14 protein-coding genes are annotated in these 17,184 nt (G+C 36.9%); 4 read left to right on the forward strand and 10 right to left on the reverse strand.

Annotated features, from left to right (window positions below; translation table 11 throughout):
* Positions 1-5: 5 nt before the first annotated feature.
* Positions 6-1,634 carry an acyl-CoA carboxylase subunit beta gene (locus KRODI_RS01715; RefSeq protein WP_013749843.1) on the forward strand — a complete coding sequence of 543 codons (1,629 nt, stop codon included), beginning with the start codon at positions 6-8 and terminating at the stop codon, positions 1,632-1,634.
* A gap of 123 nt (positions 1,635-1,757) precedes the next feature.
* On the opposite strand, the gene KRODI_RS01720 is transcribed toward KRODI_RS01715, so the two are convergent.
* Positions 1,758-3,149 (reverse strand): alanine/glycine:cation symporter family protein, encoded by a 1,392-nt coding sequence (locus KRODI_RS01720; RefSeq protein ID WP_013749844.1) that lies wholly within the window; start codon positions 3,147-3,149, stop codon positions 1,758-1,760.
* Between the two features lie 106 nt (positions 3,150-3,255).
* Here KRODI_RS01720 and KRODI_RS01725 point away from each other — a divergent pair, with 106 nt between their 5' ends.
* Positions 3,256-4,335 (forward strand): DNA topoisomerase IB, encoded by a 1,080-nt coding sequence (locus KRODI_RS01725; RefSeq protein WP_013749845.1) that lies wholly within the window; start codon positions 3,256-3,258, stop codon positions 4,333-4,335.
* Between the two features lie 84 nt (positions 4,336-4,419).
* Here the strand turns inward: KRODI_RS01725 and KRODI_RS01730 are convergent, their stop codons facing one another.
* Both KRODI_RS01730 and KRODI_RS01735 read right to left on the reverse strand, forming a co-directional pair.
* On the reverse strand, positions 4,420-5,370 hold the full coding sequence (locus KRODI_RS01730; protein ID WP_041295590.1) for a phosphoribosylaminoimidazolesuccinocarboxamide synthase: 951 nt from the start codon (positions 5,368-5,370) through the stop codon (positions 4,420-4,422).
* Between the two features lie 112 nt (positions 5,371-5,482).
* On the reverse strand, positions 5,483-6,439 hold the full coding sequence (locus KRODI_RS01735; protein ID WP_013749847.1) for a PhoH family protein: 957 nt from the start codon (positions 6,437-6,439) through the stop codon (positions 5,483-5,485).
* 184 nt (positions 6,440-6,623) lie between these two features.
* Between KRODI_RS01735 and KRODI_RS01740 the strand changes: the two genes are divergently transcribed.
* Entirely contained in the window at positions 6,624-7,460 is an 837-nt protein-coding gene (locus tag KRODI_RS01740) for an S-adenosyl-l-methionine hydroxide adenosyltransferase family protein (protein WP_013749848.1), read from the forward strand.
* Positions 7,457-7,753 carry a putative quinol monooxygenase gene (locus KRODI_RS01745; RefSeq protein WP_013749849.1) on the forward strand — a complete coding sequence of 99 codons (297 nt, stop codon included), beginning with the start codon at positions 7,457-7,459 and terminating at the stop codon, positions 7,751-7,753. The genes KRODI_RS01740 and KRODI_RS01745 overlap by 4 nt, the downstream gene beginning before the upstream one ends.
* Here the strand turns inward: KRODI_RS01745 and KRODI_RS01750 are convergent.
* The 7 genes from KRODI_RS01750 to KRODI_RS01780 form a co-directional block, all read right to left on the reverse strand.
* Entirely contained in the window at positions 7,750-8,766 is a 1,017-nt protein-coding gene (locus KRODI_RS01750; protein ID WP_013749850.1) for a helix-turn-helix domain-containing protein, read from the reverse strand. The genes KRODI_RS01745 and KRODI_RS01750 overlap by 4 nt on opposite strands.
* Before the next feature lie 104 nt (positions 8,767-8,870).
* Positions 8,871-9,446, reverse strand: a complete 576-nt coding sequence (locus tag KRODI_RS01755; protein WP_013749851.1) for a biliverdin-producing heme oxygenase — start codon at positions 9,444-9,446, stop codon at positions 8,871-8,873.
* Between the two features lie 106 nt (positions 9,447-9,552).
* Complete coding sequence (locus KRODI_RS01760) at positions 9,553-9,873, reverse strand: DUF3467 domain-containing protein (RefSeq protein WP_013749852.1); 321 nt, start codon at positions 9,871-9,873, stop codon at positions 9,553-9,555.
* 309 nt (positions 9,874-10,182) lie between these two features.
* A complete protein-coding gene (locus KRODI_RS01765) occupies positions 10,183-10,728 on the reverse strand; it encodes a response regulator (protein ID WP_013749853.1) in 546 nt (181 codons plus the stop codon).
* A 2-nt stretch (positions 10,729-10,730) separates the two neighbouring features.
* The gene (locus tag KRODI_RS01770; protein WP_013749854.1) at positions 10,731-11,138 is read right to left on the reverse strand and encodes a response regulator; all 408 of its coding nucleotides are present in this window, start codon (positions 11,136-11,138) and stop codon (positions 10,731-10,733) included.
* The gene (locus KRODI_RS01775; protein WP_013749855.1) at positions 11,138-13,345 is read right to left on the reverse strand and encodes an ATP-binding protein; all 2,208 of its coding nucleotides are present in this window, start codon (positions 13,343-13,345) and stop codon (positions 11,138-11,140) included. The genes KRODI_RS01770 and KRODI_RS01775 overlap by 1 nt, the downstream gene beginning before the upstream one ends.
* A gap of 7 nt (positions 13,346-13,352) precedes the next feature.
* Entirely contained in the window at positions 13,353-16,955 is a 3,603-nt protein-coding gene (locus tag KRODI_RS01780) for a CheR family methyltransferase (RefSeq protein ID WP_013749856.1), read from the reverse strand.
* Positions 16,956-17,184: the final 229 nt, after the last annotated feature.

The following is a 17,184-nucleotide window of genomic DNA, read 5'->3' on the forward strand; positions in this document are numbered from 1 at the left end:
ATTTTATGGATTTAAAATTCAATAAAAACGAAGATCATAATAAGTTACTCTTATCAGATATGAGAAACCGCCTTGCCGAAGTAAAACTTGGCGGTGGTCAGAAAAGAATAGATAAGCATAAAGCAAAAGGTAAAATGACTGCTCGCGAGCGAATAGATTACCTAGTAGATAACCCAAACAAGTGTATCGAGATTGCTGCTTTTGCGGGTGAAGGTATGTATGAAGAACACGGCGGTTGCCCTTCTGGTGGTGTGGTTGTAAAAATAGGGTACGTATCTGGCAAGCAATGTCTCATTGTTGCAAATGATGCTACTGTAAAGGCTGGAGCTTGGTTCCCTATAACAGGGAAGAAAAATTTAAGAGCGCAAGAAATCGCAATGGAAAATAAGCTGCCTATCATCTACCTAGTAGATAGTGCAGGTGTTTATCTCCCTATGCAAGATGAGATTTTTCCAGACAAGGAGCACTTTGGACGCATCTTCCGCAACAACGCGGTGATGAGTAGTATGGGTATTACGCAAATATCTGCTGTAATGGGTAGCTGTGTTGCCGGTGGTGCATACTTACCTATTATGAGTGATGAAGCGCTTATAGTAGATAAAACGGGAAGTATTTTCCTTGCGGGAAGCTACCTTGTAAAAGCAGCAATAGGCGAGTCTATAGATAATGAGACATTAGGAGGAGCCACTACGCACTGTGAGATTTCTGGTGTAACAGATTACAAGTCTAAAGATGACAAAGACGCTCTTGATACCATTAAAAAATTGATGGGAAAAATAGGCGATTATACAAAAGCAGGTTACAACCGTATTGAACCTGCAAAGCCTGCAAAAGATCCAGAAGAACTTTTCGGACTATTACCTGCTTCTCGTGCAGATCAATATGACATGCGTGACATTATTGATAGACTAGTAGATAACTCAGAGTTTGATGAGTATAAGGAAGGATACGGGCAAACAATCCTTACAGGATACGCTCGCATTAATGGATGGGCAGTAGGTATAGTTGCAAATCAGCGCAATCTTGTAAAAACTAAAAAAGGTGAAATGCAGTTTGGTGGAGTGATCTACTCAGACAGTGCAGATAAAGCGACGCGCTTTATAGCCAACTGTAACCAGAAAAAGATACCGCTTGTATTCTTACAAGATGTAACTGGCTTTATGGTAGGTAGTAAAAGTGAGCACGGTGGTATTATTAAAGACGGAGCAAAAATGGTAAATGCTGTTTCAAACTCGGTTGTGCCTAAGTTTACGATTATTATAGGAAATTCTTACGGAGCAGGAAACTATGCAATGTGCGGTAAAGCTTACGACCCAAGACTTATTGTAGCATGGCCTAGTGCTGAGCTTGCAGTAATGTCTGGTAATAGTGCTGCAAAAGTATTACTACAGATAGAAACTGCATCTCTTAAAAAGCAAGGAAAAGAAATTACACCAGAGGTAGAAAAAGAACTTTTTGACCGCATTAAGTCTCGTTATGATGATCAAGTGTCACCATACTACGCAGCGTCAAGAATTTGGACAGATGGCATCATAGACCCGAGAGATACCCGTAAGTGGATCTCAATGGGTATCGAAGCCGCAGACCACGCTCCTATCGAGAAGCCTTTTAATCTTGGGGTGATTCAAGTGTAATTGAACAGGCGATATTAGATAAAAAAGCTAGGTCATTTATTAAGTTAAATGACCTAGCTTTTTTTATGTCTTACAGTATTAATTCTTCAGTTGGCCAACTTTAGAAAATAGCCATCAATATTTCTATTCTTTTAAAGCCTTAAAATACCTCCTCGCTTCCTTCATCACTCTTGGTGCGAGATACAAGGTTGCAATCATTGTTGGGATTGCCATGATGGCAAAAAATCCGTCTATCAAATTAATCATCATACTAAGTGATGTAGTTGCACCTATCAAGATACTTGCGATATAAGCGATGTTATAATACTTTTTATTATGTGCTCCAAAAAGGAAACTCAAACACTTGGTACCATAATAACTATATGAGAAAAGTGATGAGATACTAAACACGGCGATGCACAATAATAATATGTATTTACCTGCAGGTGATAACGCTTTCGCGAAAGCGGAAGCCGTAAGTGTAACTCCATTTGCATCGCTCGTTTGCCATACATCTGTTACTAAGATCGCAAGCGCCGTAAGAGTACACACCACGATGGTATCGATTGCTGGACCGAGCATTGCTACGAGTCCTTCACGTATAGGTTCTGCTGTTTTTGCAGCGCCGTGCGCCATAGGTGCCGTACCTACACCAGCCTCGTTTGAAAAAGCACCACGTTTAATACCGAGTAATATGAGACCACCTACAACGCCACCCAGCAGTTTATCTCCCGTATAAAAATCAGCAGAGAAGGCGTCTGTAAATATGAGACCTAGATACTTAGGAACTACATCTATGTTTACAAAGAGTATTGCCATTACCGCTACAAAATAGATGAGCACCATGGCTGGAACAAGTTTGGCAGCTGTTTTTGAAATACGATCGAGACCTCCTAAAATTACTACAGAAGTAATTGCAACAAGCACAAGACCAATAATTAAATTCGAAGTAAAACCTACCTCAACACCCTGCGGAACGAGTAAAATATCATTTGCCGCCTGTGTGAGTTGGTTTACATTAAAAACCGGCAATGCTCCCACGAGTCCCGCAATACTAAAAATTACGGCAAGCGGTTTCCAAGCTTTACCCATTCCTTCTGTGATAAAATACATAGGTCCTCCCTGTGTTTTGCCCTCACTATCTTTACCTCTATACATTATGGCAAGTGAGCCTGTAAAAAACTTTGTTGCCATACCCACAATGGCACTCATCCACATCCAGAAAACAGCACCTGGACCTCCTATCGCAATTGCTACTGCCACACCTGCGATGTTACCCATACCCACAGTTGCACTAAGCGCTGTAGTGAGCGCCTGAAAGTGTGTGATCTCTCCTTCGTCGTTTTCTCCATCATATTTCCCTCGCAGTACTGCAACAGCATGACCTAGATATCTAAACGGTAAAAACCTCGAATAGATGAGCAAAAACAAACCGCCACCTATAAGTAAGCATACGAGCGGGATTCCCCACATAGCGCTAGAAAAATCTGCTATAAGTTCATTAGCCTGATCGTAAAATGATGGTTGTGCTTGCATACAAGGTCTATTTATATGGTGAAGAAACAAAAATTAAGAGCAGTTTACCAAAACGTTCACATATATTTTTGAACAGTCATTTGTTTTCATAACTAAATTTACTATTATGACACTCACCGCCAACCAAATTGAAAACATCCTGAGAAACCCAGAGGAAACTGCAGCCGCAGCAAATCTCATTTACGTCTCTGATGCAGACCTCAACATAAGAAGGAAAAAGAAGAAGAAAAACTTTCATTATTACTTTAATGATAAACCTCTTGAGGACGAGAAGGAACTAGATCGCATCAATAATCTCGTAATACCGCCTAACTGGGAGAAAGTGCGCATTGCATATCCTCCTAACGGACATTTACAAGTGGTAGGACGAGATGCTAAAAACAGAAAAGTATACCGATATCACGATCTGTGGTCAAAAATTAGAAACCAAACTAAGTTTTATAAACTAGCCAATTTTGGAAACGCACTGCCTAGCATACGCGAGCGCATAGATGAGGATCTTGATGCTCCAGAGATGTCAAAACGCAAGGTACTTGCACTTGTCCTCAGGCTTATGGAAGAAACCCACATACGCATAGGTAACGACTACTACGCAAAGCGCAATAAAACCTACGGCCTCTCTACCTTACGCACCAGACACGTGACAACCACCAAGGAAAAAATCCGCTTTGAGTTTGTGGGTAAAAAAGGTAAAAAGCACAACATCACCCTACGCAATAAGAAACTCGCAAAGCTTGTAAACCGTTGCGAAGAAATACCTGGCTGGGAGTTATTTCAATTTTATGATGCAAATGGCGAAAAGCACCGCGTAGATAGCTCGATGGTAAACAATTATATACACGAGCTAAGCGGAGACTTGTTTTCGGCAAAGGATTTTAGAACTTGGGGAGCTACAAAAACTTTTTTTGAAACCGTGCACGACCTAGGCTACACAGAAGACGCAAAAGAAAACAAAGCAAACATACTCACCGCTTTTGATGCCGCTGCAAAAGCTCTAGGTAACACACGCAACGTATGTCGCAAGTACTATGTGCATCCTCAAATAGTAGATGCCTATGAGTCTGGATCTATCGTCGCTGAGTTTAAAAAGGTAGATGCTCATCAAGGAGCAAGACCATTTTTTACAGAAACTGAGGAAGTCTTACTGCAAATGATTTCAAAGTTTGAATTAGATTTTAGTAAGTGATATAAGTACGCTTTCGCGAAAGCGTAACACAAAAAAAGCCCCTTCGTAACGAAAGGGCTTATTAATTTTTAAGATGCTATGCTCTTATTTTGCAAGGTATGCGAGCACGTTCTTCTCGATACGATTAAGGATATTTGAAGTATCCGCTTTCGCGAAAGCGTCTCCCGTAATATTCTCATACAACTCAATATACCTTTCTGATACAGTCTCAATGTACTCGTCTGTCATCTCAGGCACCCTTTGTCCCTCTAGACCTTGAAAGTCATTTGAGATGAGCCACTGTCTCACAAACTCTTTAGATAGTTGTTTTTGAGCTTCGCCAGCTGCTTGACGCTCCTCATAACCTTCGGCATAGAAGTAACGAGAAGAGTCTGGAGTATGTATCTCATCTATGAGAACAATCTCACCATCTGCTGTTTTTCCAAATTCATACTTGGTGTCAACCAATATAAGTCCTCTAGATGCTGCTATCTCACTTCCTCTTTGAAAAAGCTTGCATGTGTAATCTTCTAGCACTAGGTAATCTTCTTCTGAAACGATAGCCTTTTTAATAATATCTTCTCTTGAGATATCCTCATCGTGGTCACCCATCTCTGCCTTAGTCGCTGGTGTAATAATAGGCGCTGGAAATGCATCATTTTCTTTCATCCCTTCTGGCATTTCAACACCACAAAGAACTCTGCGTCCCGCCTTATACTCACGAGCAGCATGACCAGACATGTATCCACGTATTACCATCTCCACTTTAAAAGGCTCACATCGCTTCCCTATTGCCACATTAGGATCTGGCGTAGCCACGAGCCAGTTAGGCACTAGGTCTTCTGTATCCTTCATCATTTTAGTAGCAATCTGATTTAAGATTTGTCCCTTAAAAGGAATTCCCTTAGGCATTACCACATCAAAGGCACTAAGCCTATCTGTTGCAACCATCAGTAATAAATCATCTTCGAGCGTGTAGACTTCTCTCACTTTACCCTTATAGATAGATTTCTGACCAGGGAAGTTAAAATTAGTGTCTGTAATAGTGTTCACTATAGGTTTGTTTGAACAGTTGTGATAAACCTTTTAAGGCATTAAAACAACACGATTATTTATTTTTCAAAAGTAAAATTCTAAATGCTTAATCAAGCATTATGCTTAACAAAAATTAATCATTTCTATTTTCTATCTCTCTATAAGCTGCAATCATTTTCTTAACTAGAGGATGGCGTACTACATCTTTATCATCTAAGTAAACCATACCAACTCCTTGTACAGTTTTTAAAATAAGAAGTGCCTCTTTGAGACCACTGGTAACTCTCCTTGGTAAATCTATTTGCCCTGGATCTCCTGTAATCATAAATTTGGCATTGCGACCCATACGAGTAAGGAACATTTTCATCTGAGCGTGTGTTGTGTTTTGCGCCTCATCAAGAATCACAAACGCATTATCTAAGGTACGACCGCGCATGAACGCCATAGGAGCAATCTGTATAACTCCCTTTTCAATAAAAGTCTCTAGCTTTTCATGAGGTATCATATCGCGCAATGCATCATAAAGTGGCTGCATATAGGGATCTAGTTTTTCTTTTAAATCTCCTGGTAAAAAACCTAAATTTTCGCCAGCTTCAACTGCTGGACGCGTGAGTATAATGCGCTTTACTTGTTTTTCTTTGAGTGCCTTGACAGCAAGTGCCACTCCCACATATGTTTTTCCGGTACCTGCTGGTCCTATGGCAAATGTTAAGTCATTCTTCTTTGCCAACTCAACAAGTTTTCGCTGGTTTGCAGTTTGCGGCTTTATAAGCTTACCACTTACACCATGTACAAGTGTATCCCCGCTTTCAACTGGAGTTTCATAATCTGCTTTGCTTACACTAGTCAATACGCGTTCAATAGAATTCTCATCGAGCTTATTGTATTTACCAAAGTGCTCCATAAGCATTGTCATACGCCTATCAAACTCCTCAAGGAGATCTTCATCACCATAGGCTTTAATTTTGTTACCTCTGGCAACAATTTTAAGCTTAGGGTAATACTGTTTTAAAAGTTCGATATTTGAGTTACGCTGACCGAAAAATTCGCGCGGATTGATTTCTGAGAGTTCTAAGATTAATTCGTTCAAAAGGCAGAAGGATTTAGTGAGTTACGTCCGTAAAATATTTTAGATTTGTTTACTACTAAAATACGTCTTTTTTAACCAGCATTTGCATAACTCATGCCTTTCTAAGTTAAGAAATAATAAAAAATTTTAGTTTATAACTATAACAGAATTATATGCTTTTTAATAAGCATACACACATAACTCGATGAAAATTATCACTCTTACTACAGATTTTGGAGAGAAAGATCCCTTTGCAGGTGCTGTGAAGGGTGCTATATATTCAGAGTTAGAAGAAGTACGCATTGTAGATATATCGCACTCTGTTTCCCCTTTTCACCTTATGGAGGCAGCATACATTATTCAAAATGCTTATCAAAATTTCCCCAAAGGAACCATACACGTTATAGGTGTAGATAGTGAGCTTACACCAGAGACTAATCATATTGCTGTAAAACTAGACGGTCATTACTTTATATGTGCTAACAATGGTATTATTTCTCTCCTAACTAAAGATATAGTACCTGAGGAAAAAGTAGAGATAAATATTCATGACCGCACGCAAACCAACTTCACCGTGCTTGACGTCTTTGTAAAAACTGCTTGCCACATTGCACGTGGCGGAACATTAGGAGTTATAGGAAAAAATATAGATACCATCAGACAACTTACAGGAATTTCTCCTGTAATAAACACCTCTCGAAATCAAATTTCTGGAAATGTAATTTACATTGATAATTACGGTAATGTGATTAGTAATATCACAAAAAAACTCTTTGATGAGATAGGAAAAGGGCGTGATTACAAGCTTCAAGCGAGAGGTGCAGATATTTCAAAAATTCACAATCAATACAGTGACGCAATAAATTTTACTATTGATAAATCTAAACGAGAAGAAGAAGGCAAAAAACTGGCTGTTTTTAATTCTGGTGGATATGTAGAGCTTGCTATCTATAAGAGTAATCCAAGTACTGTAGGAAGTGCGGCAAGTCTCTTTGGCCTCAATTATAGAGATACTGTAATGATTAACTTTATAGATAAATGATCGTAAGACTTGTAAAATTACGCTTTCGCGAAAGCGAGATACCAGCTTTTCTATCAAATTTTGAGAAAGTAAAAGAGAAAATTAGAGCATCTAATGGATGCCTATATTTAGAACTATTACGTGGTGAAGATGATCCATGCATTTTCTTCACACATAGCCACTGGATATCTGACGAAGCACTACAGAATTATCGGAACTCAGAACTTTTTAAGGGAATTTGGGCAGAAACAAAAACCAAGTTTAGCGCAAAGCCTGAAGCTTGGACTACCTCATCTCTAGAAAAACTATCTTAAATGTCTGGATTTCGTCGCAAAGAAGAAGGACTAATACCGTATTTCTCCTTAAAAATTTTTGAGAAATAACTTCGACTAGACAACCCAAGTGCATATACTACCTCTGAAACATTTTTATCCTCTGAGGTGAGCATAGTCAGTGCTCTTTTAAGTCTAAACTCCTTGATATAATCATTTACAGTCATACCGTAATTGCGTTTGAAGCCATCTTGCAGTCTGTAAGTTTCGATACCCACAACTTCTGCAATTTCTGGAATAGTTACGAGCTCAGAAATATGCTTTTCTATATACTGAACAGCTGCTGCAATGTTATCTAAATCTGATAATCTAAGTGTGGTACGCTTATTACCTTCAAGAGAATCTTCCTTAAATAATTTAAGCATCAACGAGGTACACTCTAATGCCTTTGCTCCAAGATAATTTGTTCTCACTAGACCTTGATCATCGTTAGTCAAGATATCGTCTATAATATCTGAAATTTGCAAACTATAGTATCCTTTATAGCAAACTTGAGTGAGAGCGTTAACATCTGCAAATAGTGGATAATACACTTCATCTACCTTTGATAAGTCGTAAGAAAGCTGCTCTTGAAATTTCGCCTTGTTGATTTCCAAATAGCAAACAATTGCCGGCTTTTCTTTTTTTATAATATAGACTTGATCTTCATTATATCTAGGCGCTGCAATAAGATGCTCTGCTCTTCTAATGGCCATTTCTTCAGAATCTCTAGAAAATTTGTGACCTACCTCCCCTTTCATGCAATAAATGAAACGCAGGGAATTCATCCCATTATTCTCAAAATAAAGTTCGGTATCGTCTATCATATCACCATTAATGATGTGAAGACCGATACCGTTAGGAAAATTAATACCTTTTATGAAACCTTTACCCAAATGTGTTGGAATTTGCATTGCAAATTCACCAAAATTATTTGTGAAATTAACTCCAAAGGCCTTTGCAATTTCAGGTACGAAGTCGTCTACTTGTTCAATTCTTAGTCTGTATGATTTCATGTATTTACTTATTGACCATGAAGTTCAGGAATATTTACTTATAAAAAATGAATCATGCCACTTTTAACCATGCTTTAACCAGAATGTATAATTATATGTGAATGCTAGATAAGCTCTTTTTTGTAGGCCTTCTTAAACAATTTGAAAGTAGCTTTTGCGCTTTTAACTGCGGTTTTAATTTCTTCATAGCTAAAGTCTAAAGAATTTACAGCCTCTTTGAACACGTTCCATCTCAACAAACCATCATTAACATTTCCATTAAAAAAATGATGATGCTCAATATGTGATAAATTACTACAAGACTTAAGCTTTTTGCTCATCATAATTCCGCCTATCATAGACCCTTCTATGACGTACAACTTACCTACTAAAGTTGCCTCATCTCTAGCTCCAGTGATACGCATAGGCTCTGGCAGCGGTAAACTTGAAAAAGCTGTAATATCTTTGGCAAGCGCATTTGTTTTTTCATAACCTGCAAAAGGTTTCAGTCCTAGTGGCAACATCTCATAACGACCATTTATAAAATCTTCTACAGCTTTGTATACTTTAAAATTATGACGTAGTAATGATTCATATTGATCTTGATCAATAGAACCATCCATAATATAATTAGTTAAATTATTCTTTTCTACCGTATCGTGAATAGACGACGTTCCATTTTTGAGTGCTTCTAAAATCATAGGGATGTTTTTATAAGTAAACTATTCATATGTAATATTACCTTGCGTTTATGTAGAGCTAATTAATTATGGATCAGCTCATCACAAACTATACCAATAAATAAAATTAAGCTTGACCAGTTGGTCCAAAATTTAATGGAACAGGTTGTCTTTCATAATCCTTTATTACACCATGTGCATTTTCAAAGCGTTTTACATTTTCGGCTAATGCCTTTGCAAGTCTCTTAGCATGTTGCGGCGTTAATATGATACGGCTCTTTACCTTGCTCTTAGGCGTACCGGGCATAATATTTACAAAGTCTACTACGAATTCTGAAACAGAATGATTGATAATAGCCAGATTTGAATAAGTGCCTTGTGCAACTGCCTCATCTAGTTCAATATTAATTTGTTGTTGGTTTTTTTGAGTCTTTTTATCTTCAGCCATGTGGGCGAGTATTGTAACGAGAGTAACACTCTCAATTTGATTGATTTAGTCTTTTTAATTTGATCTATAAAGAAGTCTGGAAAGGTAAGAATTGCCTTTCTTTCACGAAAGCGTAAATCCTCATCTCAATGTTAGATATTCGTTAATAAATGCTTAATATTTCCATAAAAATTAAGTTTTATGAAATAAAAAACCTGCTCAGTGGTTCTGAACAGGTTTTAAACATATATCATATTTTGTTTATTGTATACTTTTAAATCATAGCAAGTCTAAAATTTTATAAACTGCTTATATAAATAATTTATAACATCATAATGAGTTTTTTATTTTTTCTAGATGCTCTCTTATTTTAGCTATTCGATCTTGATGAGAGATATTTTCTCTATTAATATCCTCCATATACTCCTTTATATCATTTACAAGATCTGTGCTCTGCTTAATACGATTTCTAGTGTTTTGAACAATAACAGGTCTGTTTTTGATTTTATCTATATATGGAGCTAGCTTAGAAGCAAGTACATTCATGTGTTTTTTTAAAATAAAGCCATCTGCACCGTTTAAAATGGTCTCTGCTGCCAGTTCTTCATCTTGAAGAGTGCCTGTAACAAACAAGAAGGTGGCAGTAGGAGATTTACTTCTAGCAACTTCTAGTACTTCCATCCCAGAGCACGTAGGTAAATTATAATCTGAAATTATCATTTGCGGATTAAAAGTCTTTATAGCAACCTCTAAATCTGCTAGATTATCAACAACCTGCACTTTATATGCTTTATCTAACTTGTGAATTTGCCTTGTAATAAGGGCAGCATCTGAGTCTGTATCTTCTACAAGTAGTATATGTACTTCTGTTGACATAGTTATTTATTTAATGTTAACCAATATTTGGCGACAATAGGAATTCGCTCCTTTAACTCGGCATAATTTTTAGGCTTTTCTAGGTAGCTATTTGCTCCATTGAGATAAGCCTTATCCTTATCACTTATTTGATCTGATGAACTCATCATAACGATAGGTGCATATTTAAATAGCTCTATTTTTCTTATTTCCTTTAATAAGTCTAAGCCATTTAATCTAGGCATTTTTATATCTAACAATATAAGATCTGGTATGCGACTCACATCATCATAAGCCTTAAACCATGATAGAGCTTCTAAGGAATCATCTATAAAACGAACTTCAACAAGGGGCATTTCTTTATCAAAAATACGACTCATTAATGCACTGTCTGTGGCATTATCTTCTACGGATACTATAAGTCCCTTCATTATCTAGTGGGTAGTTGAAAATAAAATGTGGCTCCTTCATCTATCTTACCTTCTGCCCAGATGCGACCTTGGTGTTTATCTATAACACGTTGAGAGATAGCAAGACCTATCCCAGAACCTTCAAACTCATCCTTTACAAGTCTATTAAAAACTCCAAAGATTTTTTCGTTATACTTATTGTTGAAACCTATGCCATTATCCTTTACATAGTAAACCGAAGGAGACTCACTACTATCAAAACCTACTTCTATAATAGGCTTTTCTACCATTTGAGAATACTTAAGAGCATTACCTAGAAGATTATTAAGCAATTGAAAAACCATACCTCGATCTCCAAAGGCATCAGGTAATTCTGGGTCAATAATAAATTGTGCGTCTTTGTACTTCATATCTACTTGCAAAAATGCAACTACCTCTTCTACTAAGTCTTTCATAGAAAAGACTCCCATAGCTATCTGGTTTTTACCTATTCCAGAAAATGCAAGGATATCATCTATAAGCGTATTCATTTTGCTTGTAGAATCGATGATTGTCTGAATGGCTTTTTGACCGTATTCATCCAGCGTTTCAAAGTAATCTTCTTTAATTATTTGTGCAAAACCATCAATACCACGCAAAGGAGACCTCAAATCATGAGAAACACTGTAGCTAAAAGATTCTAACTCTTTATAAGCTTCTTTAAGTTTATCGTTAAGAAGTTTTACCTCTTGATACCTACTTATAATAATATTTGAAATACTAGTTTTGAGTGCTTGAGCAGAAGCTATTTCATAATCTTTCCAAGGAAGCGATGTATTTACTTGCTCTTTATTCCATTTTTCAAAAGATTTCCTAGGGCTTAGTTTTTGCGCCTTTTCTTCCATCGCTTTTTCTGGATTTCCTCCCCAGGATATAACTTGTTTAAGTTCTGGTTTAAACCAGAGAAGACAATCCTTTTCTCCTTTTGCAATAAAAACACAAAGTAATCCCGAGCCTATTTTGGCGAAAGCCGCCCCCTTATCATACTCTTCTGCAATATTTTGAGTGGTATATATATCGCCCATCTGCGTGTCATATATCCAGTCTATTAAGGCTATAATTTCTTCATTACTGGGAGTCTCTCCTACAGTGGACACATTATTTTCTAAAAATACTGCTCCACCCGTAGCTTCTGTAATAGTGAGCATTGATGTAGACTTCTGTGTCAAACCATTTGCCACGTCCCATCCATCACTCATTTGCTCTACAAGGCTAGCTCGTATAGCAGAAGTTGCGTTAATACGGCTGAGCACTTCATTTGACGCTCTTAATGTGAGCTGCGTAGAAAATACCTGAGTTAAAAACTTAACCGTTTGTCTTTGATAATAGTTTACAAACTTAGGACTATAATGATGACACGCTATTAAACCCCATAATTCTCCATCACTCACGATTGCTGCCGTGAGTGTTGCTCCGACTTTCATATTCTCCAAATACTCTATATGTATAGGAGACGATGCTCGAGACTCACAAAGACCTAAATCTACTGGCTCATCTTCTGCACTAGGCTTTGCATAAACGGGAACCGTCTGTGATGCAACATCTGCAATGATACGCACGCCTTGTTTTAAAAACAGTTTACGTGCTTGCTGTGGTATATCTGTCGCTGGGTAATGCATTCCTATCCAGCTATCAAGGTGCTCTTCACGAGCCTCAGATATAATCTTACCGTTCCAGTTTTCGTCAAATTTGTATATCATTACACGATCATATGCAGTAAAACCCTTAATGAGTCTTGCTGTTTTATCGCACATTGCAGAGACAGAAACAGCCTCACTTAAATCTGATATAATTTCAGATAACTGGCGTTGCATGTATTGAGCACTTTCTTGCTGTTGTATGAGCTCTAATTCTATATATACTAATTGATTGTTGTGGTGAGCGACTACTACATAACGTTTATCATCAATTGTTACTTCTAGAGAGGTCTTATTTTTACTTTTTATATATGTTTCTATAAGTGTACCATTTTGTCCCAACACATCTTCAAGACGCTTAGAATAAAACTCTTCACGCTTTCGCGAAAGCGTAGAAATCACATTTTCAGATATGTGTGATATCTCAAAAGATGAGCTATCTATCACAAAAAGCATCGCATGAGATTGTATACGACCTATGAGATGTATAGGTTCTTTATCACAATTAGTTAGGTCAATCTTTTTTGGATATAAAGCAGATGGACTCCCCATAGTTTACTTATTTTTTAATTTTGAAATAAAATGTACTACCTACATTTAACTGAGAGTCCACCCATATTGAGCCATCGTGAAGTTTTACAATTTTCTCACAGTGTGCAAGACCGACACCAGTACCTTCATATTTATGCTGGGTGGATGCACGACCAAAAATTTTAAAAACCTGGTCAAGATCTTCTTCGGCTATACCTATACCATTGTCATTGATCACAAAGGTCCAGTACCCTTCATCTTCAAAAGATGAAATACGCACTATAGGACTTACATCTGGCTTTGAATATTTGAGTGAGTTACCTATTAAGTTCTGGAACAATAACCTCAACTCCGTATTATAAGCCTGGATAGTAGGCATTTTACTAAGATGTATTTTACCACCACACTCTCTCAGTCTTTTGCCGAGATCATACTTTACAATCTCTAGTAGTTCTTGAACATTTACTTCCGTACGCTCTAGTTCTTGCCCTATGCGGCTATGCTCTAGAAGTCCTTTGATTTGGTTTGCCATTCTACCTGCTGCACCATAGATGTAACCCAAGTATTCGGCAGCCTTAGGGTCTAGATCATCTCCAAATTTCTTTAGAATAACATCACTACTAAAGCGTATCGTACCCAAAGGTTCTTGTAAGTCATGTGAACATATGGATACAAACTGTTCTAGGTCTGTATTAATGCGTTGTAACTCTTCATTCTTATCATACATTAACTGCTGTGCACGCTGCAAATCTGATATGTTTATTAAGGTAGAACGCGAGTACGAGTTACCTTCTTCTGGAATCACCAGCTCAGAATTAAGAATAATAGGAATCTCGTTACCTTCTGTATCTATAAGGGTCATTTGCTCACCTTCTATCACTCCAGTTCTTTGAATCTCATCCAAGAGACCAAGGCCTTTAGCCTTAGAATCGTCTGTGTAGAAATCAAATATACGCCTACCTACAACTTCGCTACGAGAATTTAAGCCAAGCGTCTCGATGAAAATTTTATTACATTCTACAATACGTCCTGTAGAAGGATCTACACTAACGTGCATCACAGGATCATTTTCATAAAAATCTTTAAACTTCTGCTGGCTTTCTTTTAATTTCTTTTGTGAATCCACCGTTTTGGTAATGTCTACAAAGGCGATTACAGATCCTTCTATTTTATTAGTCCCTGTATAGAAAGGAGAAATACGTCGTATATAAGAGCGTCCACCTTTTTTATCAATTTGTGTTTCATTTACCTCACCTGTACTCATCACTGTTTCAATCTTACTTCTAAGTGACGATTTTCTCCCTGTTCCTAACTGGGTTAAGAAGTGATCTATAGGTCTCCCTACATCTTGCTTCATTAACTTGAAATGTTCTTGTATGGAAGGTGTAAATTTTCTAATTGTAAGTTGCCTATCTAGAAAGATTGTAGCTATCTGAGTACTATTAAGAATATTGTCCATATCTGCATTAAGCAATGCGAGATCATCCATTTTTTCAATATGCTCCACATTTACAGTATGCAATTCTTCATTTACACTCTGCAACTCCTCGTTTGTGCTCTGCAATTCTTCATTTGAGGCAAGCAACTCTTCATTGAGCGTTTGTAATTCTTCATTACTAGTCTCTGCATCCTCTAGCGCTTTTTTAAGCTCTCCTCTTGTTTCTTCTATCTCGTCTATAAGGTCTTTAATACGCTCGTCTGGAGCTACCGCAAGATTCATTGTGCCACGAGCTACAGCTGAGTCTGGATTTAATTCCTTTTCAATAAATGTTACTACGTAGTTGCAATCATCTGTGTTATTTTGAAAAACAGGTTTTACCAGTACGTTAACAACGGTATCGGCACCTGCCTTTGGGGTAATCACGTCGTTGTAAATAAAGTCTTTTTTAGAACGCTTTGCTTTTCTCGCAGCCGAGTTTACTGCCGTTTTCAAATTATCAGGAAGCATCTTTAGTAAGTCTAAAGAAAAACCGCTTTCTGGTAATTGTGCATACTTAGAAAAAGAACCTAAAGCATCTAGTACTTTAAAGTCTGCATCGACATATACACTAGCAGTATCAAATTGAGATAAAAGCACATTGCTTATACTCATTTTAATATCATTGGTAAATGTTTCTTTCTTGTGAATTACCGTTTTTTTCTGCTTTCGCGAAAGTAGAAAGTCACTCTTATCTGCATTTGAAGTAAGTAACTCACTATGCAATCTCTCTGATGGGTGTATATTCTTAAAAATTTTAAGCTTCCCATTGATTGTCTCAAAGGAATTACGCAAGGCAGTAATAGACTCACTAGAACCTAAAAACAAAAATCCATTAAGTTTCAATGCGTAGTGTAATGTATGCAATACCGCTGTTTGCACCTCTGGCTTTAAGTAAATCAAAAGATTACGGCATGAGACCATATCCATATTTTTAAATGGAGGGTCTTTTAAAATATCATGATTAGAGAAAATAATTTTCTTTCTAAGATCTTTAGCAACCTTATATTCTTCTCCATCTTTAATAAAGTACTTCTGTAATTTACTTGGAGAAACGCTTTGAACAATGGTATTACTAAAAACTCCTTGAGATGCAAGTGCTATGTGCTCTTCAGAAATATCTGTAGCAAATATTTTGAGCTTTATATCCTTTTCCTGACGATCTATTTCTTCTTGAAAAAGCAACGCCATTGAATATGCCTCTTCTCCTGTAGAGCAAGCCACATCCCAAACTTTTATAGTATCTCCATCCCTTTTATTTCTTACAATACCTGGTATGGTCTCCGCCTCTAGTAAATTCCAAGCATTTGTATCTCTAAAAAATTTTGTGACTCCTATTAAAAACTCCCTATATAACACAGAAACCTCTTCTGGATGAATTTTAAGATATGCTATATATTGATCAAAACTACCCATTTTAAGGTTTTGCATACGCCTTTCTGTTCGTCTCAGAATCGTAGGACGCTTGTAGTAATTGAAATTTATATTTGTATTAGTATGGAGGATATTTAAAATGGAACGCAAACGTTCATTATCTTCTGTAGAAATATCTTCCTTAAAATTAAACACATCCTCATTATTAAAATAGCGATGTATTTCATCTATCATTTCTCCTGCGGGCACAATATAGTCTACATTACCACTATTTATAGCGCTTGTAGGCATCCCATCAAAGCTAGCCTCATCTGGTTGCTGTACAAGTACAACTCCTCCATGTTCTTTGATAGCTTGCACGCCTTTTGTACCATCACTACCTGTACCACTCAATATAACGCCTACGGCTTCCTTTCCATAAGCTTCTGCAAGGGAACTCATGAATAAATCTATAGGAAGATTGAGCGTTTTGGCTACTGGTTTATTCAATAAAATAAGATGTCCATTTTCAATGATGAGATTCATTGAAGGAGGTATAACATATATATGACTTCTTTTGATTTCAGAGTCATTTGTAACAGCGACAATAGGAACGTTTGTTTTTTTTGACAACAACTCTGCCATGAGGCTTTTGTGGTCTGGCGATAAATGTTGTATGATTATATAACTGTAATCATAATTTTCTACTACATTATTAAAAAAGGCATTAAGAGCCTCTAGGCCACCAGCACTGGCTCCTACAGCAACAATTATATGCTTCTTATTTTGTGTGTCTTCCAAAAAAGTAGGGGTTAAATCTAAAAAAAAGTACTAAAAAAAATGATCGAAGATATATTAAATATCTCAAATTAAGTTTTGTTTAAGAAATTTACGATTTAAAATTAACATTTCGTTTATGTCAGAAAAAAAATGAGATAATGATTCTTATTTTCACTTAAAAGTGTTCAACTTTTATTCAATACAGCACGTTCTAGTCCAATTATATAAATGAAAAGGCTAAAAGTCAAAC

Source organism: Dokdonia sp. 4H-3-7-5, from assembly GCF_000212355.1.
Taxonomy (GTDB): Bacteria; Bacteroidota; Bacteroidia; order Flavobacteriales; family Flavobacteriaceae; genus Dokdonia.

Coding starts and splice junctions, on each gene's coding strand:
- KRODI_RS01715 (WP_013749843.1), top strand. CDS start 6: ATGGATTTAAAATTCAATAAAAACGAAGATCATAATAAGTTACTCTTA.
- KRODI_RS01720 (WP_013749844.1), bottom strand. CDS start 3,149: ATGCAAGCACAACCATCATTTTACGATCAGGCTAATGAACTTATAGCA.
- KRODI_RS01725 (WP_013749845.1), top strand. CDS start 3,256: ATGACACTCACCGCCAACCAAATTGAAAACATCCTGAGAAACCCAGAG.
- KRODI_RS01740 (WP_013749848.1), top strand. CDS start 6,624: ATGAAAATTATCACTCTTACTACAGATTTTGGAGAGAAAGATCCCTTT.
- KRODI_RS01745 (WP_013749849.1), top strand. CDS start 7,457: ATGATCGTAAGACTTGTAAAATTACGCTTTCGCGAAAGCGAGATACCA.
- KRODI_RS01750 (WP_013749850.1), bottom strand. CDS start 8,766: ATGAAATCATACAGACTAAGAATTGAACAAGTAGACGACTTCGTACCT.
- KRODI_RS01755 (WP_013749851.1), bottom strand. CDS start 9,446: ATGATTTTAGAAGCACTCAAAAATGGAACGTCGTCTATTCACGATACG.
- KRODI_RS01760 (WP_013749852.1), bottom strand. CDS start 9,873: ATGGCTGAAGATAAAAAGACTCAAAAAAACCAACAACAAATTAATATT.
- KRODI_RS01765 (WP_013749853.1), bottom strand. CDS start 10,728: ATGTCAACAGAAGTACATATACTACTTGTAGAAGATACAGACTCAGAT.
- KRODI_RS01770 (WP_013749854.1), bottom strand. CDS start 11,138: ATGAAGGGACTTATAGTATCCGTAGAAGATAATGCCACAGACAGTGCA.
- KRODI_RS01775 (WP_013749855.1), bottom strand. CDS start 13,345: ATGGGGAGTCCATCTGCTTTATATCCAAAAAAGATTGACCTAACTAAT.